Consider the following 22,114-nt stretch of genomic DNA (forward strand, 5'->3'; position numbering starts at 1 on the left):
GTGTCGGGGGGAGCGGCACCGACGAACCTCTGACTCCAGCCATCCACCATCACGCAGAACGCCACGGCTGGAGGGAAACGCCAGTGTCAGACCCGGCCCCCGGATCTTGAAACTCCAAAGACAGGTTCTAACGGACGCAGGCGCGGCCGCCGGGGATGACCTTCTCGGTGACGGCACCGGCGGCGTCGGTGATGGTGACCTTGGCCGCAAAGAACGACCCCGGTACGCAGTTGCCGTCCACCCAAGTGCGGTGGGTCGCCGAGTTGTAGTCGCCGGGGCCGACCCAGGTGTTCCAGGCGTTGCTCCATTGGGCGGTGGCCGGGTCCGTGCCGCCATCCCACTGCGCCTCACAGGTCATCCTGTAGACACTGCCGACGGTACTACAGAAGGAAAAGGTGATGGTCGGGGCTGAGGTGGGAGCAGCTGCCGCCGGGGTGGCCTGAACCGTGGCAAAGAACAGAGCGCCTAAGGCGGCGACGGCGGTCAGGTTGCGCTTCATGGTCCGCGACCTCATTAATCAGTCTCCCTTTGAAAAAGGATTTTCCGGTCGGTAAACTGAATTGACTGGTTTGATGGGTACGCCTGCTCGCATATTAAGAGCCGATCGTCGATCAGTCCATGTCTTCCGTCTGGCCGCGAGTGGACACCAAATCAGTGTGTGGTTCTCTCGTCTCGTGGATAGGCGTACACGGCTCCACAGCTGATGCCGTACCGCGGGCCAGCGCCGCCTTGAGCGCCCGCCGGACAGCGGGCCATCACGCTCCGCGCGCGTCGGCCTCGGCTACTACAGAGCTTGAAGTTTGGCGTCTCATGGCGGCTGGGCGTGGCTGGTCAGCCAGGGACGGGTGGCGATCAGGCTCCTCATCAACGCGTCCTTGTGGCTGGTGAGGTTCAGCCACGGCGGGACCAGGTGCGGGCCTTGGGTGGCATCAGCGATTGGCCTGCTTCGTCCTCAAAGCGGATCCATGCGCCCTGGTCCCGCGCGGTTGTTCCACGGTCGGCCAGGTCTGCTTGATCCAGGTGGTGATGGCGGACCTTCCCGCCGGGACGTTTCCCAGCTCAACCGTACGAACGCGGGCGCAGCGCCAGTCCGGCGGCCAGGCAAGCCAGGGGGATGGCCGGAACCACGTACCGGACGTCGAACCCGGCGAGGAACGGGGGCACCAGGATCAGCGCCGCGGCGGCCAGGCCGGGTAGCAGGGCGTCGCCGCGGCGCCGCAGGACCGCGAGCACCAGCGTCCCGGCCAGCGCGAGCGCCAGCAGCGGGAACGGCAGATACCCGAAGCGCTGGTAGGCCCGCAGCCAGCCCGCGTACGGCTCGTGAATGCGGGTGGCGGCCGGGCCGCCTTCGTACGCCTCGGCGATCGGGCGGACCGACGGCGTCAGGGAGCGCTCTTCGAAGGGGAACCAGTACGGGTTCGTCCGCTTCATGGTGGCCTCGCGGTTCGTGGTGCGCTCCCAGCGCAGCAGCTGCCCCAGGTCGGAGCCAACGGTGGCCAGGTAGTCGCCGGGCTGGGCCAGGATGGCGGCGCGGGCGAACCGGCTGGCCAGCGCATTCCGGTCGCCGTGCACCTTCTTGATCGGCGACCACGGCGCCCACAGCCAGAACGGCGCCGCCGGGCGGGCGGCCACAGGGGTGTCCGGGCAGAGCGGCGCGAGCCGGGGCTCCGGCCTGATCACCGAGCAGTCGGCGAACGTCGCGGTCCGCGCCCACAGGAACAGGCCGTCGGCCCGGGTCAGGCCGAACACGCCACTCGTGGCGGACATCCACGTCGCGTATGCCAGCAGCGGCGCGAGGCCGGCGACCGCGAAGGCTCCCCACACTCGCCATCCGGTACGGCGCAGCAACAGTTGGGCGCCGGCGAGCGCGAGCAGCACCACGCCGATCGTCCGGGTGAGCGCGGAGAGGCCCAGCACGACGCCGGCGAGCGCGGCGGCCGCCGGGGTGACCCGCCGCCGCAGCAGCACCAGCACTCCACCCGTGACCAGCACCGTGAACAGCGCGTCAGCCATGACCATGTGTTCGAGCAGGATCAGGAACTCGTCGTACAGCAGCGGTGCCACCAGCACGGTCGCGCCCCAGCCGGGCAGTCCCCGCCGTACCAGCAGCGCGTACGCCGCCACGGCCAGCCCCGCTCCCAGCAGGTGCTGGACGGCCGTGACCAACGCGAGGCCGGGACCGGGGGTGAGGGCGCCGAGGAACAGCGAGTACCCCAGTGGCCGGAACGCCCCCGGCACGGGGCGGGCAGCCGACTCCAGATAGGCGAAGGAGTCGGCCCAGAAGAACAGGGCCGGCCGGTACCCGAGCATCGCCAGCCCCCGCAGGGCGAGCCCGAGCACTAACGCGACGGCGAACGGAACGTGCCGCCCTCCGGATCGTTGTCGGGGCGGGCGCCCGTTTTTGGGCAGCACGAAATGAACGGCGGGCGCCGTCATGGAGGACTCCCTAGGCTGTGGGCCAGCCGGGTCCCTCGCGCGAGCCCCCGCCGGCGTGATGGTCTATCGGTTCTTGGCGTCTCACCGTGAGGCCGTTATCGCCCCCAGGTGAGGCGGGGCGGGAACGGCCTCACCTGTGTATTGCTGTGAGACCCGGAGAAGGTTCGCCTCGTTTCAGCCCACACGCACGGAGCTGGAGAAGTACCTCTTCCTCGATGACGCGACCGAGAGGCGATCGAAAGCAGGCGCAGAGATCACAACAGACTCGGCTTCGCCCGGCTCTTGCGGCGGTTTCTACCCGGCCCCCGCCAGCTCGACCGCGGCGAATGAGCCTCGCGCCGTTGGAGAAGCCGCCCTTTGGGGAGGGTTATCCGACCGCGTAGGCGCGGTGGATGGTCTGGCTGACGGTGTTGTCCGCGGTGTCGGTCATCGTGGTGCGCAGAGATACGAAGCCTGCTGTGCGCGGATTGGTGACCTGCGCCGTCCAGGCCGAGCTCTCGGCACTGACCTGGATGCCGCGCCAGGTCACTCCGTCATCGACGGACATCTGCAGCTGGATGGACTTCACGGCCGCCGCGGGAGCGCCGGGATTGCGTTCGATCCAGATGGGCAGCCGGGTGGACGATCCAGGCTTGGCGCGGTTGTACTCGTCCAGCCCCGTGGGGGCGTAGCGGATCGCTGTCAGGGCGAGCGCTTCCCTCTTCGCGGTGTTCGCCGAGCGGAACGTCCACGTCGATTCCACCTTCGTGGACAGCGTGGAGTACGGCACCTGCCGGTCGGCCGTCGCGCTGAGCGTGTACGTCGCGGGCTTCGCCGGGATGCCGGCGGTCAACCGGCAGGAATCGAGCTCCCACGGCCCGCACCTGGTGTAGTTGATCGTGGAGATGACCTGATCATCCTTGGCGAGGCTGATGGTGCCGGTGGCCGTGCCATCCATGCCGACTCGGCCGGGCACGCCCTCGGAGAACAGCCGGGCGCCATCGAACGTCACGGTGTTCCCCTCCCGCCAGGCGCCCAAGGTGGCGAAGGACGGGCCGCTCACCGCGACACCCCACGTCTGCCGATCGCGGCCGTGGCCGGTGGGTCCCGTGGCCCCCGTGACCGCGGATTCGCCGACGCGCAGAGCGCTGGACCACTTGTACCCTCGCGTCCGGTATTCCGTTAGCTTGCCCGGCAGCGGCACATCGTTCGTGGGGGTCAGGAATCCGTCAGAGAAGCCTTCGATGGCATTCGCCACGAAGTAGGTACCCTTCGCGGTCGTTCCGGCGCCGCGGAAGGTCGTGGTCACCTTGTCGAGGTCCTTCACCCTGGCCGTGTAGGTGGGGTCTTCGGGCATGCCGTCATGGCGTTCGTCCACCAGGTCGTAGCGGACGGGGGTGGGAGTGGCGTCCTTCTTGTGGAAATGCATCCTGGTGACGTACTTCAGTCCGGGGTGCTTGGAGGCGAGCACGAAGTACGCGGCGCTGGGGTCGGGCCTGCCTCCGGACCAGCCGAAGTACCACGAACCGTTGATCACCCACATCTCGGTCCACCCGCTGGTGACAGCCGTGGGTTCGTCCAGGGTGAACCTGATCGGTTTGGCCTTGCGCGTGTCCAGGACGATCTCCGTGCCCTGTTCGCCGACCTTCACCGGCAGGTGTGTGGTCGTGATGCGCGTGCCTTCGTAGATGTCCACGTACAGGCTCCACTCGCCGACGGGGAGCCGGTAGGTGTCCGGCGCGCCGAGAAGGAGCAACTGGTGACTCTCGCCCTTGCCGTTGTAGAACCACCCGACCGCGTCAACGGGCTGGCCGTCGGTTCCGAGTGCGCTGATCTTCACGTCGTAGGATTCCGGCTCCACGTACGCGGTGGCGACGGTACGGACGAGGAGGTCACCCGATCGGGCCGTGATGGTGCCCGGGTGGTCGCCGGGCTGCTTGCCGGTTCCGTCGATCGTCACGGTGACCGATGCCGTGCCCTTGGCGGGCACCTCGACCCGCTGTGCTGAGGTGCGCAGCACGTCGCCGTCCACGGTGAGGTCCAGCGTGACCGGGGAGTCGCCGGCGTTGGTGTAGGTGATCTCCTTGGTCGTCAGCCGCTCGCCGGATCCGCCCCAGCGGAAGACCGTGCCGATGTTCGCGGGACTGGCGTACACCTGCTGACCGATCGCGCGAACCAGGTCGACGCGTCCGGCGCCCTGGTCGAAGTGCGTGGCGCCGGCCTGCGGCGCGGCGCTGGCGATGAGCGCGGCCTTGAGTTGCTCGCCGTTCCAGTCCGGGTGCCGCTGGGCGAGGATCGCCGCCGCGCCCGCGACGTGCGGCGCCGCCATGGAGGTGCCGTTGTAGGCGACGTACGGGCCGCCTGCCGTGCCCTGCGCGGCCGCCGCCGTGATGTCGACGCCGGGAGCGGTCACGTCGGGCTTGATCGCGTGATCGCCCTTTCTCGGGCCGCGGCTGGAGAATTCGGCCATCTTGTCGGACTTGTCGACCGCGCCGACCGTAAGTGCCGCATCGGCGCTGCCCGGGCTGCCGACCGAGCCGGGTACTCCGTCGTTGCCCGCCGCGATGACGAACAGCGCTCCCGTACGCGCTGACAGGGTGTTGACGGCGTGCTCCAGCGGATCGATGCCGGGCGTGTCCGGGCCGCCGATGCTCATGTTGATGATCTTCGCTTTGACCTCGGCGGCGGCCCATTCCATGCCCGCCAATATGGCCGATTCGCTCATGTATTCGCTGCCGACCTTGCCGAGCGCGATCTTCGCACCCGGCGCGACACCCCGATACTTCTCCCCGGCTCCCGCCACGATGGAGGAGACATGAGTGCCGTGGCCGATGTTATCGGTGATGTCTGGTTCGTCGGAGAAGTTCCGCGACTGCGTGACCACATCCTTGAGATCGGGATGGGTAGCGTCGTAACCGGAGTCCAGCACGGCGACCGTGACACCGGCTCCGGTCAGCCCCTGCTGCCACGCCTGCGGGGCCCCGATCTGCTTGACGCTCTGGTCAAGAGTGACGGGCCGCTTCCCGTCCAGCCAGATCTTCGACTTGCCCGCGGCCAGTGATCGGGCGCCGCCGACCAGGCTCTGCCAGGTCTGGCCCGCCGTCGCCTTGGAGACGCTCGTGGTGGCCAGTCCCAGCCCGGCGAACTCCTTCGCCTTCCGCGTTCCGCTGAGCGCCTGTGCCGACTTCCCCTCGGCTGACTGCACGATCAGCGGTATCTCCGCCTTGTTGGCGTCGCCGTACCGCCAGGTGAGCAGCTGCGTGACGTCGAACAAGCGCTCATCCAGCAGACCCTGGGCCAGCAGCCGCTTCGCGTCCTCTGGAATGACGTGAAGGTGGCCCTGGCGGCGCTGAACGTCGAAGCGCTCTTTCCTGCCCGGCCCCGGCTCGATCTGGTAACCGTTCGCGGTGACGGTCACCCGATCGCCGGTCAACAGCGTCACCGAGCCCGACACCCCGGTCGCGGGAGATACCGGCTCGGCCGCCTGCGCGGCGCTCGTGGTGCCGCCTGTGATGAGACATCCCGCCACGATCATGGCGAGGGTTCCGTGGGTTAATTTCATCTGCTCTCTCATTGTCGATGTGCGGAGAATTGACCCTCCGATGGAGCAGAGACGCTGATGGCCTGGGAAGCGACTCTGCCGTGCCTTCTGGTCAGCAGGGGACCTTGGAGGCGGGCGCGCCAGGCACCCCGGGAGTGCTGTGTCAGACGAGCTTGAGGTAGATCCGGGACGGGATCGCCTGGGCCGCGCCCTCCCGGCCGAACCCCTGGTAGACCCGCGAGGTGATCTCGATGGCCTTGGGGGAGTAGGCGGGGTAGAAGTCCTTACCGCACCGCAGGTCCTTCAGCGCCGCCTTGATCTCCTTGTCCAGGTAGGGTCTGGCCCGCGCGGGCTTCAGGTTCGGCCGGAAGATGACGGTCTTGCCCAGCACCTCCTTGACCGCATGAGAGAAGCAGGACCCGTCGGCGGCGCGCCACTTCTTCAGCTCGCCGGCCGACGGCGACATGGCGAACGCCTCCGGCTCCCGCAACGATCGGCGGATCAGATCGGTGTCGGCGGCCTCGGCTATCGCCGGTTCGGCCATGAACTGGTCAGCTCCTTCACGCGGTGCCTGGTGCGGCAATCGGGCAGATTCGCATGTACTTACCGCTGCTCCGCCGAAGAGTTCACGCCGGCCCGATTTAGCGAGGATGGCGGGGGCGCATAACGGCATCAGGCCTCCCGGTGCAGCAGGGCGTTGACGCCGCGGGACCGGGCGTACGGCGATGGACTGGCTCAGCGGGCGCTCCCCGCCCGTGAGGCGGCGATCCCATAGCCTCCTTCAGCGTGCCGCCGGATCCGATCTCGAACGCGGCCAGCTGGTTCGTGTCCCGGATGGCGGCGAGGACGTCCCGGCGGTTCGGCGTGATCGCGACCGCTCGACCACGGTGACGTCTTCCATCACATTGCTGGCGTCAGGTGGTGCAGTCATGGTGTCCTGCCGAAGGCAACTGTCGCCCAGTGTTCGCCGCTCACGCCAATGTCCGTCCAAGCACGGCCCGCCCGCCGTCCGGTGAGCGCGGGCTCAGACGCAGCATCTCGGCTTCGGGGATGTGGACCAGGCCGGGAGTGTCGGTGATCCGCGCACGGGTTACGGATCAGAGTTCACGCCTTCTCCCCGGCACGAGTTCCTGGCTGCCCAGCAGGACGTACCGGCACCCTCTACAACGAGGTCACGGCGTGGGCGCATCACGCCGAATCGGCCGCTGCTTGACACTCAAGCGCCAGGGATGTCTTTGGTCCGCGCGTGAGCCGCTCTGGACACCTGTCGCTGACCTGTCGCTGACCTGCCCGAACCGGCTTAACGTGCGATCCGGTTCCGTCGCAGGTCCACCTCCGTGTCCCCGAAGACCGGATCTACACTGACCCCGGCTTCTCCGGCACCACCGGCCGCAATCGTGGCGGCCTCGACCAGGCCCTCGCCGCCGTGTGGACGGCAGCGTCTTCACGGTGACGAAGTTCGATCGGCCCGCCCGCAACTTGGCCGAGACCAACGAGATCCTCACCGAGCTGTCCGGACGCGGCGTCCTGTTCGGCCTCGGCGCCAATGTCTACGACTGGACCGACCTGTTCGGGCGGCTGTTCCTGCAGACCGTCGCCGAGCTCGAGACCAACCTCGGGCAAATGCGCACCCGCGAGGGCAAGGTCAAGGGTAAGCAACCCAAACTGCCCGAACCCACCCAGTGCTCCATCCGCCGGCGATACGCCGAGGGTGAGGTTTCCCTGGCCGACCTGGCCATCGAGTACAGCGTCGGACGCACCACCATCCACGGGCACCGCGCGTACCCCGGGTGCTGGGAGTCGACGACTTCGCCCTACGTCGGCGCCACCGCTACGCCACCGTACGCCCGCATGCCCGAACCCGAACGCCTGCAACGCGCCAAGACGAGCATCGCCGCCTGCTGAACGACCTCACCGCCGCCTGCCCTGAGATGATCGACCTGGCCGGGCTCGTTCGCGACTTCGCCGCCCTGCTGCGGCCACGCAACGGCAACGCCGACCGTCTCGAGACGTGGATCGCCGCCGTCCAGGCCGCCGACCTGCCTCATCTGCACGCCTTCACTCACGGCCTCGAGCAGGACCGCGATGCCATCCACGCGCCGTCCTGACGGCTGGGCGATGGAAGCCGGATGAGTCGAGAGGTTCAAGTCCGGTTCTGCGAGAGTCGGGGGTGCGATTCTCTCCGGCCACTCACCGGCTCGTCGAAGGAGAGGTCGATGCGACCCTGCTCGCCACCGCACTCGACGTGCATGCGCGGCACTTTGGTGAGGGTGTCGTAGCGGTGGGTGCCGGTTGGATCCGGTACCCACCACTCGCCCAGAGGTGGGTGACCTCGGTCATGCGCCAGCTGTCATTGAAGGTAGGGGGCGCGGGCGGGGGCATGGCAGGTCATCTCCTTGTCTATGTCGTCTATTCCAGGCCCAGGCCGTGGCCGTGCGGGGGCGTGCGGTGGCCTGGCTGAAGCAGGCGATGCTGGATGAGCAGGAAGCAGGCGTTGCCGGTGATGCCGAGGACTCCGAGCAAGACGATCACGGCCCACATGGCGGTCACGTCCAGGGCGCCTGCGGCTTCTTGGAGCCGGTAGCCGAGCCCTTCGGTGCTGGCGACCAACTCGCCGACGACCATCATGATCAGAGCGAGGGAGACACTGAGCCGGAGCCCGGCCAGGATCTTGGGTGCAGCGGCGGGCACGATCACCGAGAGCAGCCGTCGCCGGCGGCCGAGCCGGAAGACGTGGGCGGCATCGAGATAGGCGCGTTCGACGCTGCGGACGCCGTCCACGGTGTTGATCAGGATGGGCCAGATGACGCCGGACAGGATGGTGGCGAGCTGGGTCGGGGTGCCGATCGGCAAGGCGGCGAGGAAGAGGGGCAGCAGGGCGGGCGGCGGGATGGAACGGCCGATGTGGATGAGTGGGTCTGCCAGGGCGGCCACGACAGGAAGGAGGCCGAGCGCGAGGCCTGCGGCCAGCCCGAGTGCGGCGGCCAGCGTCCAGCCGAGCGCCAGCCGGGCCAGGCTGGGCAGCAGATCGGCCAGCGCCTGGTCGGTGAGGAAGGCGCGGCTCACGGGGCCGGCGAACCACAGGTGGTAGGCGCGGGCGGCGATGGCCGTGGGTGGCGGGAAGTAGAGCAGGCCAGCGGTGCGGGCGGCACCCTCCCAGGCGATCAGCGCGGCTGGCCCAGGCAGTACGCGAGCCACACACCGCAGGTGGGAGTACGCGCGGTGCGGGCGTGGGGCGGTCATTGGGGCGCTCCGGTGGTGTGCCGGCGCCAGGCGAACAGCCGTCGCTCACAGCTGCGGCATACGGCGGTGGCGGCCAGGCCGAGCAGCCCGGCGGCGAGCGTGGCGGCCAGAGCGGGCGCGGCGCGGTCGGCGCTGTAGGCATTGACGATGTAGGTGCCGATGCCGGGCGTGCCGCCGTTGATCACCTCGACGCTGATGGACACGATCAGCGCGACCGCGATGGCCAGGCGCAGGCCGGTGGCGATGTGGGGTGCGGTGGCGGGCAGGCAGACCCGCCACACGATGGTCAGCGGGCCGAAGCCGTAGGCGCGCAGGGTGTCCTTGGCCAGTGAATCGACCTCCGCCATGCCGTACAGGGTGGTGATCAGGATCGGCCAGGAGCAGCTGTAGACGATCAGCGCGGTCTTGGTGGCGCTCGGGTCGCCGAGCAGGGACAGGGCGAGCGGGATCAGCACCAGCGACGGGATCGCTCGCAGGAACTCCAGTACCGGCCGTATCGCTCGTTCGACGCCGGGCAGCGCGCCGAGCAGCAGTCCGGCCGGAACCGCCAGGCTGATCGCGGTGGGCAGACCGACAGCGCAGGCGTACACGGTGGCGTACACGTGTGCGGTGAACTCGGTATCGACCAGCAGGTCGGCTGTGGCGGCTGCCACGCTGGAGGGGGCAGGCAGCACGTGAGGCTCTGGCGGGCCGAGGCGGTAGGCGAGTTCGGCGACGGCCCCGCTCAGGCCCAGCCCTGCCGCGCCGAGCAGGACCCGGCGCCGCCACGTCAAGGCGGTGGTCATCGAAACTCCTGGGGAGGGATGCGATTGCTGGGAGGGGCCGGGGCGGTCTCGCCTGCGCGGGTTGAACCGCCCCGACCCAGGGTTGACGTGCGGTTAGGCGCCGTCTGGCACGACGATCATGAGGGTCTGATCGCCGGGCAACAGTTCTTCTTCGGTGAGGGTGAGCCCGGCCGATGCCAGCAGTGCCTGGTATTGCCGCAGCGTGCGCTCCTGGCCGCCGGCGAACATGGCCATCATCCGCAGGTCCAGGTCGGTGCCGCTGTCGTGGATGCCCGCCTCGGGCAGCAGCATCTCGACGCACCACAGTTGGGCGTGCGGGCCCGCATCTTTCAGCGCGTCGCGGACGGCGCACAGCAGCCTGACGTTCGTGTAGTCGTCCCAGTTGTGCAGAACAGAGGAGACGATGATCCGGTCAGCGGACGGGCAGACGTCGCGGAAGATGTCCTTGGTGATGACCTGGACGCGCCCGGCCAAGCCCTGCTCGGTGAGACGGCGTTCGGCGCGGGCGGCGACATCGGCCCGCTCGACCAGAATCCCGTTCAGGTGCGGGTGAGCGGCCAGGATCGCGGCCAGCAGGCTGCCGTCCCCGCCGCCAAGGTCGGCCACGGTGCGGACATCGGAGTAGTCGCGGGCGGCCAGCGCGGCGGCCGGGCCTGCGGTGCGGCCGCTCATGAACGCGTCGAACTTCGACGCCAGGTCCGGATCGCGGGCCACCAGCGGGTAGGGGGTGGCCTCGCCTCCCAGGATGGCGGGGTGTCCGGCGCGGATGGTGTCGGCCAGGCTGTCGCCCGCCTGCTGCCACAGCGGTGAGGTGATCACGCCGAGGGCGGCCCACATCGCGGCACCGGGCAGCAGTGCCTGGCCGAGCGGGGTGAGCCCGTAGCAGCCATGCTCGTCGGTGGTCACCACGCCGTAGGCGTGCATGGCGTGCAGGAAGCGGGCCATCGACTTCGCGTCGGCGTGGCAGATGTCGGCTATGTCATCACTGGTCAGGTGGTTGTCGTCGCCCAGGATGGCAGCGATGTCGAGGGCGACGAAGGCCTTCAGCGCCTTCAGCCGGATGTCACCGCCGGTCAGCTTCTGGATGGTCTTTTGCGTCCTGAAGTCTTGCCACAGAGCGGCGTTGAACGGGCTGGCGATCTCGCTGGCGGAGGCCGGGCCCTCCATGGGCAGGGCAGGCACGTCGTTGTCGTAGGCGGTCATGGAGTGACTCCCGGAGTGGAGGAGGCCGAGCCGGGGGCATGCCAGATGAGATCAGCGGCGTTGATCGGCTTGTCGAGGTACCGGTCCGCCGTGTCCTTGGACGCCTCGAGCATGGCGTCGCCGACTCGCTGCAGGCGGGTGGGGTTGAGCGTGATCGGGAACGAGCCGAGCGTGATCAAGTTGGCGACCGCCGGGTCGATGGGCGAGTAGGTGGGCAGGATCTTCTTGGCCGTGCTGTCGTCCAGGGCGGCCAACTTCTGCCCGCGGGCGAGGGCCCGCTGGAAGCGCACGACGAGATCGGAATGCTTGTCGGCCCATTTCGTGGAGACCGCCCAGCCTGCGATCGGCCATTGATTGGTTGACGCCGAGGCTGCATCGGCCAGGACGCGGCCGTCGTACCTGCTCTTGAACAACGTGATGCCTGGCTCGGTCATCCACCCCACATCCACGCGGCCGTTCTGGACGGCCGCGGCCATCTGCGGCAGCGGAACCTGCACGAACGTGATGTCGTTCGCGCTGACCCCGGCCACCCGCAGCGTGCTCTCCGTGGTAAGCGTGGAGACGCTTTTGAAGGTCGCCACGCCGATGGTGATCTTCTTGCCTCTGCCGTTCCACTTCAGATCCGCCAGGCTCTGGATGGGCGAGTCCTTGCGGACCATCAGCAGGAAGGTGTCCTTCTCTGCTTGGTAGGCGTCGGCGATGAGGCGGGCCAGGCCAGGCTGCTTGTCTTCGGTGGTGAAGGCGGTGACGTAGTTCCACAGCGCTACGTGAAGGTCACCAGAAGCGAGGCCCGGGATCGCGCTGGACGCGCCCTGGATCTCACTCCATTTGATCTTCAGGCCCTCGGCCGCGAAGTAGCCGCACTGCTCGGCCAGCTTCGCGGGAGCGACGTCCGGGATGGGGATGATGCCCACGGTGATGGTCTCGAGGGCCGCGCTCGTGGATGTCGGCGGTGCAGTTGCGGTGCGGGTGCCGCATATGCCCGTCGCCGATTTCGGCGCTGTTGTCGTGTTCGGCGACGTACACGCCGCCAAGAACACGCAAAGTACCGGTAATATTACTAAGAGTGATCGTTTCATGGATGTCCAAAGCAAGGGATGGAAGGGGAATGAATCACCTGGCCGAGACCTCACGCCTCGGCCGAGACGTGGCGGCAGGACAGCTACCCTGCGGCATCGCCCAGCAGATGAGGGGAAGCCGCCGCGGTCCCGCCCGCCATTGAGCAGGCAGTGCGAACTCGCCCGCAGGCGTGCTGTCGGGTCATGCCTCCTCTGCGATCAGCGTTGGCCGGCCACGAGGTAAGAACCGTCGTTGAGGGTAAGGTTCACGAGCGCGGCGGGACCGTGGCACACGGCGGCCACGACGCCACCGTTCTCGTAGATCCCACGCCCCACCCGGGCGGCGCCGGAGTCGTCCGGAAAGTCCCACATTGTGCCGTGCTCACACGCATAGACCACCGCGTTGTAGCGAGAAGGATCCAGGTCAGCGAGCCGAGCGGTGTTCGTCAGGGCTCCGCTGGACGGGATCCTTCGGGTCAAAACCGTCCTGCGGCGGCCTGCCGCCACGGACACTGGCGAGCTCTACCGTGAATCCGCTCCTGCGGAACACCATCCCAAGGATGGGCGGCCTCGGGCACGTAGAAACCGGTCTTGCGGACTCCGCCGAGATCCCCATGACTGGCCAAGGCGATCTTGGTCATGCCTCAATGATGTGCCAGCCACTCCATCACAGAGAAATAGCCAACCCGCCCTCCAGACATCAGAATTCTGATGCATCGCATTGGTTGGACTTGCAGGACGCTGCTAGCGGTAAGCATTCACGTCGTGTACGCGGTGTAATGGTGCGACTGGGTGCGTGGCTGTCGGTCGTTTTGATCAATTGGCACGCAGGTGATGGGATCTGCGGGTCGCCGGCCTGGAGGAGCCGTCTCGCGAGGAGCTGATCGCTCTGACGCGTGCCCTCATGGTCGAGAATGCCGTGTTGAAGGCGGAGGTCACTCAGCTGCGGGAACGCGTGGCCAAGCTGGAGCGGCTGGTCTCGCGTAACAGCGGTAACTCCGGGATGCCGCCCTCGGCCGATGAGCTGCCCGGCGAGGACGAGGGCGCCGAAGTCCCCGAAGCCCCGCCCGGATGGCGAGCGCGGGCGCCACGCGTATGCGGCTCAGCACAGGCCTGACCCGGGCGGGCGCCACCGATCGAGCAGGTCGGTGCGGGCGGCCGGCCACCACGGCGGCGTCGTGACGAGGTCGACCGGGCGGAAGGCGACCGGCCCGGTGGTGTGGATGCGCTCGCCGTGGGCCGCGAGATGTTCCAGGAGGCGGGCGGCCCCGGTGGTGTGCTGAGTGATGAGCCGTCGCAGGTCTTGTTCGTCGATGCCGTGGCGCCATTTGAAGCGGTGGACCGGGACAGGTGGGGTGTGCCGGGCTGCGGTGCGATCCGAGCGCGAGTCCGACCCGCGCGTCGGCCAGGACGATTTTGCGCGGGTCGCCGCCCAGCAGCAGGCCGGTAAGGAACCCGCCGAGCGGAAAGGCGGCGTCCAGGCCGACCGATGGGTCCCACGCGGCCAGCGACCCGTCCGCGGTGATGCGGTCGAGCAGCAGTCCGCCGATGGTGAGACTGCCCGCGTCTTGGGCGGCGGCGATCATGTCGGGGATCGGGGCTGGGTAGGCATGGAACTTATCGGAGTCGGCGATCAGGTGCCGGCCGGGGCCGGCAGCGGTGCGCAGCTGGTCAGCGAGCCGAGCGTTTCCCTGCCTCCAAACGCGGCCCGTACCGGATCTCGTTCGGTTTCACAGCGCAATATTGATCAAGGCCGCCGGAGAGCCCAACATGCCGGGTGCCCAAAGCTGGCAGAGTTACAAGGCGCGGACCACCACAGAATTCCTCATCGGCGGGGTGACAGGCAGCCTCGCCCACCCGTCGGGGTTCCTGCTCGGCCGCTACCCGCCGAAGGGCGGACGGCTCCGCGTCGCTGGCCGGACCACCCGCCTCGCCCGGCACCTGACCGCCGAAGTCGCCCCGTACCTCCACCCGGCCGCCGCGGCTGTCACCCATGGCCCGAGCAACTACCCCCAGGGTGGGCGAGCGACCTGCCCGGCAAAGGCGACCCGATCGCCTACCGTCAGGTCGTGCCCGAACTGGTGGTCGACGTCACCAACGAGCGCGGCCGGTGGCGGCACCCGATGCGGTACCGGCGGCTCGACCTGTCCCCGGGCGCTTGACCACCCGGCACCCCCCTGGATGCCAGGTCGGCATAACGGCGCCCGGTCCTACGGTGCCGAGGTGTGAGCGTCGGGGACGGTCGTCAGGGCTGAAGTGCGTAGGTCACTGTGGCTGTGACCGCGAAATCATCCACATCCATGTTCGACGACCCTATGGTGATCTCACAGTGGGCGGTTGTTTTGGTGCATCCCGTCGCCGTGGCGAAGATCAGGATCTCGGGGTAGTCACCGTCCGTTCTCGATATCGGTCTGTAGCTCTTCATTACGTACTCTGACACCCGCATCGACTCCCATGTCTGGCCGAGCTCATCCAGCGCGCAGGCAGCTGCGACCTGACCGGCGACGTCGGCGGCTGCCGTGATCGCCGCGGTGGACAGCGTCTGGCGTTGCAGGGCCAGGATGTCGGACCAGGGGAACTTGATAAGCAGCGCGCGGGCGTAGAAACCCTCCACCCTTAGGTCCAGTAGCTGGGTCCACAGGGGGACGTTCTTCTTGATGACCATGTCAAACGCATCTCGTGGCTCCATGCGCCCAGTATGTGCATAGATCGACGGGCGCGCCCAGAAGTTGGAGAGTGGCCGCTGAGCTTCAAGTACGTCGTCCGCAGCGTCGGTACTCCCGTGGCATTCGTCACATATATCCCACCTCGGATGATGTGCCATCATGGGTATCGTCACTTCGACGATAAGGGGTGTGCCATGACCGCGCGGCGCCATCGGCGGCCTGATCCTCGCCGCGGACACCGGCCCCGGCCACCTCTTCCCCGATGACAGCGCCTGCCACCGCGGCGCTGGCCGGCATCGGCGCCATTGCGATCACGACGCTGACAAGCCTCGCTCTCGACCGCCGACGCTCGTCCGAGACCAACCCGTAAGTCAGATGCACTCATCCCAACACTGGAGGTTCCATGCCCAAGGGCTACTGGGTCAGCGTTTACCGCACCATTTCAGACCCTGAGAAGCTGGCTGCCTACAACAAGCTGGCCCGTCCGGCCGTCAAGGCCGGGGGCGGTCGGGTCCTCGTCCGTGGCGGTCGGGTCGTGGCGCATGACGCCGGAATCGCCGAGCGCACCGTCCTGATCGAGTTCGACAGCTTCGAGCAGGCCGTCGCGGCGCATGAGAGTGCGGCCTACCAGGAGGCGCTGGTCGCCCTCTCCGACGGCGTCGAGCGCGACTTCCGCATCGTCGAAGGCATCGACTGACCGAGGTCCAAGCCGGATCTTCACTGAAGATCCACCATCTTGGTTTTCGCTGGTGCGGCTGCTGGCGTGGCGGGGTTCGTGGGTGCTTGTGCTGGTCGTGGGCGGCTGTCTTCGGTCTTGATCGTCTGCCAGCGGTCGAGTTCGAGGTTCGTCAGGACGGGCAGGGCGCGGAGCAGGTGGCGCGGGCGGCGTTTGGTGAGGATGCGCCAGGTCTTCAGGTGCGCGAAGCCGTGCTCGACGGGGGCGCGGTCAGCGATGAGGACGTGGCCCGGCTCGGCCCGCTTGGGCACGCCCATGTGAACTGCCTGGGCCGCTACGCCTTCACCGCCTCCCAGCCCTCCAGCGGTCTACGACCGCTGCGGCGTCCGAACGGTTCCGAATCCGACATCGACGACTGACGACTGACGACTGACGGCTGGCCGAGCAGCAGGCGGTCGCCGCCGAAGCCGCCTGGCCGCTGCCAACGGCGGGACGCTCCCCGACGGGCATGACGTCGTCGACCATCAAGGCATCTACGATCAGGCGTGACCTCAGCCTGTCGTGAATGAAGCCAGGTACACGCGAGAGGCGTTAGTCCAAGTCAACGCATCATCTCTCGCGTGTACCTGCTGGCTGGGGTTGGCGCTGCCCTGCGGTCGAATGATCGGCTCGCGGGGAGAGGATGTGCTGCTGGGGTGCTATTCGACGAAGTCGCTGTCGTGGTCCTGGGCCCAGGTGGCGAAGGTGCGGGCAGGGTGGCCGGTGAACTGTTCGACGGTGTTGGTCAGGGGCACCGGGCGGCCGTCATAGGCCTGCCAGTAGTCGAGCAGGGCGTCGGCGTAGGGGCCGGGGATGTGATGGGCCATTTCCTGCTTCCATTCCTCGCGGGTGACGTGGTTGACGGTGATCGACCGGCCGGTGATCTCGGCGAGCCGGTCGATCTGTTCGCTGAAGGTAAGGGCTTGCGGGCCGGTCAGGTGGAGGTGCCGGCCCCGGTGGCGTGGGTCGGTGAGCACGGTGCAGGCCACTTCGGCGATGTCCCGTTCGTGGATGGGGTCGACGTAGGAGCCTGGGTAGGGCAGGCTCACCGGGCGGCCGGCCTTGATGGGCCAGGCCCAGGCACCCGCGTTACCGGCGAAGGAACCGGGCCGCAGGAACGTGGTGGTGAGCGGTGAGGTCAGCAGGGCGGCCTCGACGTCGAGATGAGATTTGGCCAGCGGGTCATCGGCGGCGTTGGATTCCAGCACGCCGGCGGAGGACAGCAGGACGACATGCTCGACGCCTGCCGTGGCGGCAGCGTCGATGAACTCGGCGATGTGCGACGCCTCGGCGTACAGAAAGACCTCGGTGACGCCGCAGAGAGCGGCCGAGAAGGTGACCGGGTTCCTAAGATTACAGGCGATGGATGGGATGCCATCGGGGACCTGGAGTTCGCCGGGGTTGCTGGAGGCGACGCGCACGGGGCGACCGGCCCGGTGCAGCAGGGTCAGCAAGTGGGTGGCGACCGCGCCGCGGCCTCCGGTGATGAGGATCATGGAAATACTCTTTTCGAATGGGATGGATATGACTTCGGGCCGGTAGGAGACGGAAGTTCGCCGGGCAAGGGCCTCCGCCAGGCCACGGCTGGCCGCAATCGCGACTACGCAGCGAGGCTGACCGTCATCGCGCGACCTGATGGCGGTTGTCTCCGGCCTGTCTCGAGACGTGGCTGCCCGCCGCCGTACTCGGCATTGGGGATGAGCGTTCGCCTGACGGTGTCGTGGAAGGCTCAGTGAACGTGGGCTCCACGGCGCGGAAGAAGCGGGATGCTCATCGCACAGGCCACGGTGATGGCCAAAGTGAGGAAAAGGCAGGGCAGAACGCCGCTGGAGGGAACGCTCGGCGTGACGGCGGCCAGGTAAACGGTCGACACGATGGCGGAGCCGGCCGCGTTGACGATCTGTTGTACCGCGTTGAGGACGCCGCTGGCGCTGCCGGCCTGGGCGGAGTTCACACCGCCGAGGGCGACCGCGAACACGGCACCGAAGCAGCAGCCCATACCGAGCCCGGCCGCGAACAGGGGAACGGCGATCAGCGGCACCGGATGGCCCACTGCGCCGATCACGATGGTCATGCCGCTGACTCCCAAGGCGAACAGCAGCACGCCGATCGAGACCACGCTGCGACCATGAGAGACGATGCGGCTTCGGACCGTGAACGAAGTGGCGATGATGCCGACAGATACCGGCGCGGTGACCAGGGCCGCAATGAGCGGGCTCAGGCCCAGACGCTGCTGGAGGTAGAGCGTCGTCACGTACATGGTGCCCGTGACGGTGCTGAAGAACAGCGCACCGAAGACCAGACCTGCCATGAAGCCACGGTTGCTGAACAGTGACCGTTCCAGCAGGGGCCGCCTGGTGCGCGCCTGCTGCCATCCGAACGCGGCCAGCGCGACGGCGCCGGTCACAGTGCCGGTGATGGCGCGGGTCGTCCACCCGCTCGTGCCGCCGTCGATCAGTCCGGCGAGGAGCAAGCCGAGGCCCGCCATCAACGTCAGGGCGGCACCTGGCCGGATGCGGACCGAGGCGTCGCCGTCGAAGTGCGGGATGGCCCTCAGCCCCGATGCGAGCATCAGGACTCCGAACAGGACGTTGAGGAGGAATACCGAGCGCCAGGACAGATCGAACGGATTGGCCTCGATCAACAGGCCGGCGACTACGGGGCCGCTGATCGAAGACACCGCGATCAGGGGGCCGAACAGGCCGAACACCGTGCCCATCGACTCACGGGGGACGACCCGCATCAGCAGGATGAAGCCCTGGGGGATGAGCAGGCCACCGAACATGCCCTGTCCGGTACGGGCGGTCACGAGGACGAACGGTGCGGTGGCCAGGGCGGCCGCGAGCGAGCACAGGGTGAAACCCGCCAACCCGAGGAGGAACAGCCGGCGGCAACCGAACCGGTCGCCCAGGCGCCCCCCGACGATCATCAGGGAGCCCATCGCGAGGGTGTAGCTCGCGCCGAGCCAGGGGGCCAGGGACCACGAGCCGCCAAGGTTCCGCACGATGGTGGGGGCGGCCACGTTGGTCACCGTGGTGCTGAGCAGGTCAAGCACATCGGCGGCGACCACCAGCAAGAAGACGGCCCACGCTCGCGGGGAGAAGGTTTTGGACATGGCGAAGCACGCTCTCTGCAGAGAGATCAGACAGCCTTACTGAGGCTGTCGTGCTGGCCGGATGTCCCGACACGCTTACCAATAAGCGCTGCACCTTACGATCAAGAACGTATCACAAACCTCAGATAGCGCCGAGCGGCCCGTAAGCCGTACAACACGCAAGAGTTCGTTCAGTCGCTGGCTCGGCCGACGCCATGTCTCACAGAACTCTCGCAAACGGAGCCGAGTGAGGTGCCCAGATTCGATCTGTGCTCGACGTTCGGTTCCTACTTGGATCACGCCGCTAGGCGTGCTACCGGACACGACAATGTGCGTCCGTTAGGGGAACCTTCACCGGACACTGGGGATCTCGAGTGGCGAAAGATCTCGACCAGCGGCAAGGCTGTCTCATATAGGTGGTCCGATGAAGCGTCCGGTGAATGGGTGCTGAACGTTACACTTCTGCAAGTGAGCGCCACCTTGATCGGCTACGCCCACTGCTCCACCGACGAACAAGACCTCACCGCCCAACACCAGAGTTTGCTCGGGCTCGGCGTCCGCGGCGTCAAGCTCTCTCTCGGCGGCACCCTCTACGACCCCACCGACCCGACGGGCAAGATGTTCTTCAATATCCTGGCCACCTTCGCCGAATTCGAAGTCGATCTCCTGCGCATGCGCACCCGCGAGGGCATGGCCGTGGCCTGGGCCAAGGGCGAGCTCAAAGGCAAAAACCCAAACTGACTTCCCGTCAGCAAGACGAACTCGGCCGGATGCACGCCAGCGGGGGAGTACACCATCGCCGACCTCGCCGAACTCTTCTCCGTCTCACGCCCCACCGTCTACCGCGTGCTCGAACGCGGCAAGAACACCAGATAGGCCAACGCTCGGTCGGCTCATCCTCGTCGGCGACAGTCGGTGCATGCAACTGTGCCAACGGGGCTCGCTCCCGGGCTGTCGAAGCCGGCCTCCGCCTGGTCGGCGGCCGGCCGCTGATGCTTGACCACTTTCTGCTCGTCGGCCTCCCGCTGCGCTCGGTCCAGCACCGCGATGGGGAGCCGCTGGCCTGTCTGATCCTGTGACTGGGCGCCTTCAGCAACCAGGTCGCCGGGCCCTGACTATGCCCGGAGTCCACAGGACCCGTCACCGACAGAACACCACGACATGGCCCGACTGTATGGGAGCGAAAACCTGACAATGGACAGCGTCCCACCGTCGGCTTGGGCAAGATTGGCGGGTTGTCACCATGTTTAGGAGGGTGCATGGACGACCGAGCCGCCGCCGAGTTGGCGGAGACGATCCGCGCACTGCGCGCTGAACTCACCGACGCGATGGAGGGCAGTCGCGACGAGGCATTGCGGTTGAACTCGGCGAGGTGACCCTGGCGATCACCAGAGAGGTGTCTGGTGACGGCGGAGTACGGTTTGGCGTGGTGTCGTTCGGCGCGAAGGGAAAGAGCGGGGACGACGTCACACACCGGCTTTCGTTGTCGTTGTCGCCGGTCGTCGCCGAAGATGGCCAGACACGGCCGGCCCGGGTCAACGCCCGCACGGACCGCGTATTCCAGTGTGGCACCCCAACTGAGCCTTCCTGCGGCCCGCCAAGCCGCTTCCCTGACAGGCCCGAACACTACGGTGGGGTGGCCCAGAGGTGAGGGCCTTCGGGCCACCCGGTTCGGGCTCAGGAGGTCGGATCGTCGGGTGCCTCTTCGACTGAAGGCGCCTCGGCCGAGGGCTCCACGGTCTCAGTGCCGTCCGGCGCTATGGCGACCCGGGGTGAGCCGGTGAGGTTCCAGACGTAGTCGCCCTTACCGTCGTTGTTGATGTTGTAGATGATCCTCCCGTCGGCGGTCCACCCGCCGTTGAGAGACGAGCTGTAGTACGCGTAGCAGTCCCACATCACGCCCTCGGAGTCAGAGATGCTGTTGAGATCGCTCGTCCAGTTGCACTGCTCGTTGCCGTAGATGATGTCGTTGCGCTCGACGCGTACTTCCGCGACGAACTTGTCGAACCGCTTGCCGCCCAGGAACGACCCTGACCAGTTGATGCTGAGCATGCCCGTTTTCTGGTTGTTGCCCGTACCCCTGGTGTAGATGCACAGTTCGGCCCCCACCCACACGTCCGGCTTTCCGGGCAGGGAGAAGGTCTTCTCTTGCGGTGAGGAGCATTCGGACGCCGCCCACGCGGCGGTCGTGGGTGTGATGGCGAGGCTGGCGATGAAGAGTGAGGCGACAGCGGCAATCCGCGGAATCCTCCGGACCATGAAGTCCTACCCTCCTCGAGGGTCGCGCGTCGGGCGACCACGTTGATCATTTGCCCGAAAGGTAGATCACAAAGAGAAGCCACGCCAGACCCTATTCTTTAGTGGAACGAACTATTTCCAGATGGACTTCTTGGGAACGGTGCAGAGGCCCGAACGGCCCTGCGGTGCCGCTGTTGCCGTGGTTTCGCGGGGGTGGCCCACAGCGCGGGGGACCGGGGCTCACTGAACCGCTCCGACTTTCATGGAGACCGGTCGAGCCGGTACACGGCCCGTTCTGGGTTGGTTCGGCGAGTTTGCGGGGCTTCGGGGGCGCGGCGCACCGTATGGGAAGCGCTGCGCAGCCACGTCAAGGTCATCGGCCTGTATGACGAGGAGCTCCTGCACGGCCGCCCTCGTCGCCCGAGCACGGCGACGCCTGCTCATGGGCGGCACCCCGATGGAGAACAACGCCAGGGAATTTCTCAACGTGATCGAGCTGGCCAACCCGGACAAAGGACCTGGGCTCTGGCTGCGGCACCGTTCTCAACCACAACGGCAGCCCTCCGGCGGGCTACGCGGCGCTGATGTACAGCTCGCCCGACGGCGCCAAGACCCTGACCGCCTCGCTGACCGCCGGCGACGCCGCATTCGACCTCACCACTTATCCCAAGCTGCTGAACGGGCTCGTCAAGACGGCGTTCTGCGGCCAGCAGACCACAAGCTGACCAGGCCGTGCCGACGGCAGTGGCCGTCGGCATGATGCCGGTGACAGTTCCGGCGCGCCACGACATGGCCACCGCGCGACCGGTTGATGTTCGCGGTCCTGGTCGCGGCCGCCGCATACGAACTGGAGCTGCGCGCCGAACGCCAGGCCGAAGGCATCGCCGTCGCCGAATATCCCGAACGCCGGCCGCACGACTATGCCCGCGCGCTCGATGACGTCTGGCACGTCACCAAGGGCCTGTGGGAACGCGCCGCCCCCTCATCCACAAGGAGGTCAAGCGGCGTGGGCGTCACCACCGTTCGCGGCGGCACGGCACCCACCCAGGTCTCCGACGCGTACTTGAGCACCCCGGTGGATTTGACCAAGAGGGACAAGCAGACCGTGGGACGGCGGGTGCGGCCGTTTGACAGCGACCTCGTCGCGTAGCGTGAC

21 protein-coding genes and 2 pseudogenes are annotated in these 22,114 nt (G+C 67.5%); 9 read left to right on the top strand and 14 right to left on the bottom strand.

The genetic code is table 11. The features are described 5' to 3' along the window. Positions 1 to 127: 127 nt before the first annotated feature. The 4 genes from ACQP2T_RS30570 to ACQP2T_RS30585 all read right to left on the bottom strand — a co-directional run bounded on the left by ACQP2T_RS30570 (position 128) and on the right by ACQP2T_RS30585 (position 6,500). Positions 128 to 499 (bottom strand): hypothetical protein, encoded by a 372-nt coding sequence (locus ACQP2T_RS30570; RefSeq protein ID WP_433519509.1) that lies wholly within the window; start codon positions 497 to 499, stop codon positions 128 to 130. A gap of 560 nt (positions 500 to 1,059) precedes the next feature. Further along, complete coding sequence (locus ACQP2T_RS30575) at positions 1,060 to 2,436, bottom strand: hypothetical protein (protein WP_433519510.1); 1,377 nt, start codon at positions 2,434 to 2,436, stop codon at positions 1,060 to 1,062. Positions 2,437 to 2,803: 367 nt separating this feature from the next. After that, positions 2,804 to 5,977, bottom strand: a complete 3,174-nt coding sequence (locus ACQP2T_RS30580) for a S8 family serine peptidase (RefSeq protein WP_433519511.1) — start codon at positions 5,975 to 5,977, stop codon at positions 2,804 to 2,806. A gap of 142 nt (positions 5,978 to 6,119) precedes the next feature. Then, positions 6,120 to 6,500, bottom strand: a complete 381-nt coding sequence (locus ACQP2T_RS30585) for a hypothetical protein (RefSeq protein WP_433519512.1) — start codon at positions 6,498 to 6,500, stop codon at positions 6,120 to 6,122. A 905-nt stretch (positions 6,501 to 7,405) separates the two neighbouring features. Here ACQP2T_RS30585 and ACQP2T_RS30590 point away from each other — a divergent pair. Further along, positions 7,406 to 7,552: pseudogene (locus ACQP2T_RS30590) on the top strand (recombinase family protein); the annotation flags it as partial. Positions 7,553 to 7,845: 293 nt separating this feature from the next. Continuing rightward, positions 7,846 to 8,055, top strand: a pseudogene (locus tag ACQP2T_RS30595) (ISL3 family transposase); the annotation flags it as partial. 310 nt (positions 8,056 to 8,365) lie between these two features. Here the strand turns inward: ACQP2T_RS30595 and ACQP2T_RS30600 are convergent. The 5 genes from ACQP2T_RS30600 to ACQP2T_RS30620 all read right to left on the bottom strand — a co-directional run bounded on the left by ACQP2T_RS30600 (position 8,366) and on the right by ACQP2T_RS30620 (position 12,886). Further along, positions 8,366 to 9,199: an ABC transporter permease gene (locus ACQP2T_RS30600; RefSeq protein WP_433519513.1), complete on the bottom strand. Its 834-nt coding sequence runs from the start codon at positions 9,197 to 9,199 to the stop codon at positions 8,366 to 8,368. Further along, entirely contained in the window at positions 9,196 to 9,984 is a 789-nt protein-coding gene (locus tag ACQP2T_RS30605) for an ABC transporter permease (protein WP_433519514.1), read from the bottom strand. Before ACQP2T_RS30605 ends, ACQP2T_RS30600 begins: the two co-directional genes overlap by 4 nt. A gap of 93 nt (positions 9,985 to 10,077) precedes the next feature. Continuing rightward, entirely contained in the window at positions 10,078 to 11,187 is a 1,110-nt protein-coding gene (locus ACQP2T_RS30610; RefSeq protein WP_433519515.1) for a methyltransferase, read from the bottom strand. Continuing rightward, a complete protein-coding gene (locus ACQP2T_RS30615) occupies positions 11,184 to 12,101 on the bottom strand; it encodes an ABC transporter substrate-binding protein (RefSeq protein WP_433519516.1) in 918 nt (305 codons plus the stop codon). The genes ACQP2T_RS30610 and ACQP2T_RS30615 overlap by 4 nt, the downstream gene beginning before the upstream one ends. A gap of 620 nt (positions 12,102 to 12,721) precedes the next feature. Next, positions 12,722 to 12,886: a hypothetical protein gene (locus ACQP2T_RS30620; protein WP_433519517.1), complete on the bottom strand. Its 165-nt coding sequence runs from the start codon at positions 12,884 to 12,886 to the stop codon at positions 12,722 to 12,724. A gap of 263 nt (positions 12,887 to 13,149) precedes the next feature. Between ACQP2T_RS30620 and ACQP2T_RS30625 the strand changes: the two genes are divergently transcribed. Next, complete coding sequence (locus tag ACQP2T_RS30625) at positions 13,150 to 13,362, top strand: DUF6444 domain-containing protein (RefSeq protein ID WP_433519518.1); 213 nt, start codon at positions 13,150 to 13,152, stop codon at positions 13,360 to 13,362. A 1,128-nt stretch (positions 13,363 to 14,490) separates the two neighbouring features. On the opposite strand, the gene ACQP2T_RS30630 is transcribed toward ACQP2T_RS30625, so the two are convergent. Then, complete coding sequence (locus ACQP2T_RS30630; RefSeq protein WP_433519519.1) at positions 14,491 to 14,910, bottom strand: hypothetical protein; 420 nt, start codon at positions 14,908 to 14,910, stop codon at positions 14,491 to 14,493. A 404-nt stretch (positions 14,911 to 15,314) separates the two neighbouring features. Between ACQP2T_RS30630 and ACQP2T_RS30635 the strand changes: the two genes are divergently transcribed. After that, complete coding sequence (locus ACQP2T_RS30635; RefSeq protein WP_433519520.1) at positions 15,315 to 15,608, top strand: DUF1330 domain-containing protein; 294 nt, start codon at positions 15,315 to 15,317, stop codon at positions 15,606 to 15,608. A 20-nt stretch (positions 15,609 to 15,628) separates the two neighbouring features. On the opposite strand, the gene ACQP2T_RS30640 is transcribed toward ACQP2T_RS30635, so the two are convergent. The 3 genes from ACQP2T_RS30640 to ACQP2T_RS30650 all read right to left on the bottom strand — a co-directional run bounded on the left by ACQP2T_RS30640 (position 15,629) and on the right by ACQP2T_RS30650 (position 18,741). Then, positions 15,629 to 15,904, bottom strand: a complete 276-nt coding sequence (locus ACQP2T_RS30640; RefSeq protein WP_433519521.1) for a hypothetical protein — start codon at positions 15,902 to 15,904, stop codon at positions 15,629 to 15,631. A 381-nt stretch (positions 15,905 to 16,285) separates the two neighbouring features. Further along, entirely contained in the window at positions 16,286 to 17,122 is an 837-nt protein-coding gene (locus ACQP2T_RS30645; protein WP_433519522.1) for an SDR family oxidoreductase, read from the bottom strand. 233 nt (positions 17,123 to 17,355) lie between these two features. Further along, positions 17,356 to 18,741 carry an MFS transporter gene (locus tag ACQP2T_RS30650; protein ID WP_433519523.1) on the bottom strand — a complete coding sequence of 462 codons (1,386 nt, stop codon included), beginning with the start codon at positions 18,739 to 18,741 and terminating at the stop codon, positions 17,356 to 17,358. A 447-nt stretch (positions 18,742 to 19,188) separates the two neighbouring features. Here ACQP2T_RS30650 and ACQP2T_RS30655 point away from each other — a divergent pair, with 447 nt between their 5' ends. From ACQP2T_RS30655 to ACQP2T_RS30665, 3 genes are all read left to right on the top strand, one after another. Further along, positions 19,189 to 19,461 carry a recombinase family protein gene (locus ACQP2T_RS30655; protein WP_433519524.1) on the top strand — a complete coding sequence of 91 codons (273 nt, stop codon included), beginning with the start codon at positions 19,189 to 19,191 and terminating at the stop codon, positions 19,459 to 19,461. Positions 19,462 to 19,515: 54 nt separating this feature from the next. Further along, positions 19,516 to 19,596, top strand: coding sequence for a hypothetical protein (locus ACQP2T_RS30660; protein ID WP_433519851.1), 81 nt, complete (start codon positions 19,516 to 19,518; stop codon positions 19,594 to 19,596). Between the two features lie 553 nt (positions 19,597 to 20,149). Next, positions 20,150 to 20,371, top strand: a complete 222-nt coding sequence (locus tag ACQP2T_RS30665) for a hypothetical protein (RefSeq protein WP_433519852.1) — start codon at positions 20,150 to 20,152, stop codon at positions 20,369 to 20,371. A 26-nt stretch (positions 20,372 to 20,397) separates the two neighbouring features. Here ACQP2T_RS30665 and ACQP2T_RS30670 read toward each other — a convergent pair whose 3' ends face one another. Then, on the bottom strand, positions 20,398 to 20,979 hold the full coding sequence (locus tag ACQP2T_RS30670; protein WP_433519525.1) for a hypothetical protein: 582 nt from the start codon (positions 20,977 to 20,979) through the stop codon (positions 20,398 to 20,400). Between the two features lie 563 nt (positions 20,980 to 21,542). On the opposite strand from ACQP2T_RS30670, the gene ACQP2T_RS30675 reads away from it, so the two are divergent. Both ACQP2T_RS30675 and ACQP2T_RS30680 read left to right on the top strand, forming a co-directional pair. After that, positions 21,543 to 21,683, top strand: a complete 141-nt coding sequence (locus ACQP2T_RS30675) for a hypothetical protein (RefSeq protein WP_433519526.1) — start codon at positions 21,543 to 21,545, stop codon at positions 21,681 to 21,683. 86 nt (positions 21,684 to 21,769) lie between these two features. Next, on the top strand, positions 21,770 to 22,108 hold the full coding sequence (locus ACQP2T_RS30680) for a hypothetical protein (RefSeq protein ID WP_433519527.1): 339 nt from the start codon (positions 21,770 to 21,772) through the stop codon (positions 22,106 to 22,108). Positions 22,109 to 22,114 lie beyond the last annotated feature (6 nt).

Origin of the sequence: Nonomuraea sp. CA-143628 (genome assembly GCF_050942315.1) — a bacterium.
Classification (GTDB): Bacteria; Actinomycetota; Actinomycetes; order Streptosporangiales; family Streptosporangiaceae; genus Nonomuraea.

Bases quoted from the DNA above. Each gene is read 5' to 3' on its own strand.
- ACQP2T_RS30570 (WP_433519509.1), bottom strand. From the start codon at position 499: ATGAAGCGCAACCTGACCGCCGTCGCCGCCTTAGGCGCTCTGTTCTTT.
- ACQP2T_RS30575 (WP_433519510.1), bottom strand. From the start codon at position 2,436: ATGACGGCGCCCGCCGTTCATTTCGTGCTGCCCAAAAACGGGCGCCCG.
- ACQP2T_RS30580 (WP_433519511.1), bottom strand. From the start codon at position 5,977: ATGAAATTAACCCACGGAACCCTCGCCATGATCGTGGCGGGATGTCTC.
- ACQP2T_RS30585 (WP_433519512.1), bottom strand. From the start codon at position 6,500: ATGGCCGAACCGGCGATAGCCGAGGCCGCCGACACCGATCTGATCCGC.
- ACQP2T_RS30600 (WP_433519513.1), bottom strand. From the start codon at position 9,199: ATGACCGCCCCACGCCCGCACCGCGCGTACTCCCACCTGCGGTGTGTG.
- ACQP2T_RS30605 (WP_433519514.1), bottom strand. From the start codon at position 9,984: ATGACCACCGCCTTGACGTGGCGGCGCCGGGTCCTGCTCGGCGCGGCA.
- ACQP2T_RS30610 (WP_433519515.1), bottom strand. From the start codon at position 11,187: ATGACCGCCTACGACAACGACGTGCCTGCCCTGCCCATGGAGGGCCCG.
- ACQP2T_RS30620 (WP_433519517.1), bottom strand. From the start codon at position 12,886: ATGACCAAGATCGCCTTGGCCAGTCATGGGGATCTCGGCGGAGTCCGC.
- ACQP2T_RS30625 (WP_433519518.1), top strand. From the start codon at position 13,150: ATGGTCGAGAATGCCGTGTTGAAGGCGGAGGTCACTCAGCTGCGGGAA.
- ACQP2T_RS30630 (WP_433519519.1), bottom strand. From the start codon at position 14,910: ATGGTCATCAAGAAGAACGTCCCCCTGTGGACCCAGCTACTGGACCTA.
- ACQP2T_RS30635 (WP_433519520.1), top strand. From the start codon at position 15,315: ATGCCCAAGGGCTACTGGGTCAGCGTTTACCGCACCATTTCAGACCCT.
- ACQP2T_RS30640 (WP_433519521.1), bottom strand. From the start codon at position 15,904: ATGGGCGTGCCCAAGCGGGCCGAGCCGGGCCACGTCCTCATCGCTGAC.
- ACQP2T_RS30645 (WP_433519522.1), bottom strand. From the start codon at position 17,122: ATGATCCTCATCACCGGAGGCCGCGGCGCGGTCGCCACCCACTTGCTG.
- ACQP2T_RS30650 (WP_433519523.1), bottom strand. From the start codon at position 18,741: ATGTCCAAAACCTTCTCCCCGCGAGCGTGGGCCGTCTTCTTGCTGGTG.
- ACQP2T_RS30670 (WP_433519525.1), bottom strand. From the start codon at position 20,979: ATGGTCCGGAGGATTCCGCGGATTGCCGCTGTCGCCTCACTCTTCATC.
- ACQP2T_RS30675 (WP_433519526.1), top strand. From the start codon at position 21,543: ATGTACAGCTCGCCCGACGGCGCCAAGACCCTGACCGCCTCGCTGACC.
- ACQP2T_RS30680 (WP_433519527.1), top strand. From the start codon at position 21,770: ATGTTCGCGGTCCTGGTCGCGGCCGCCGCATACGAACTGGAGCTGCGC.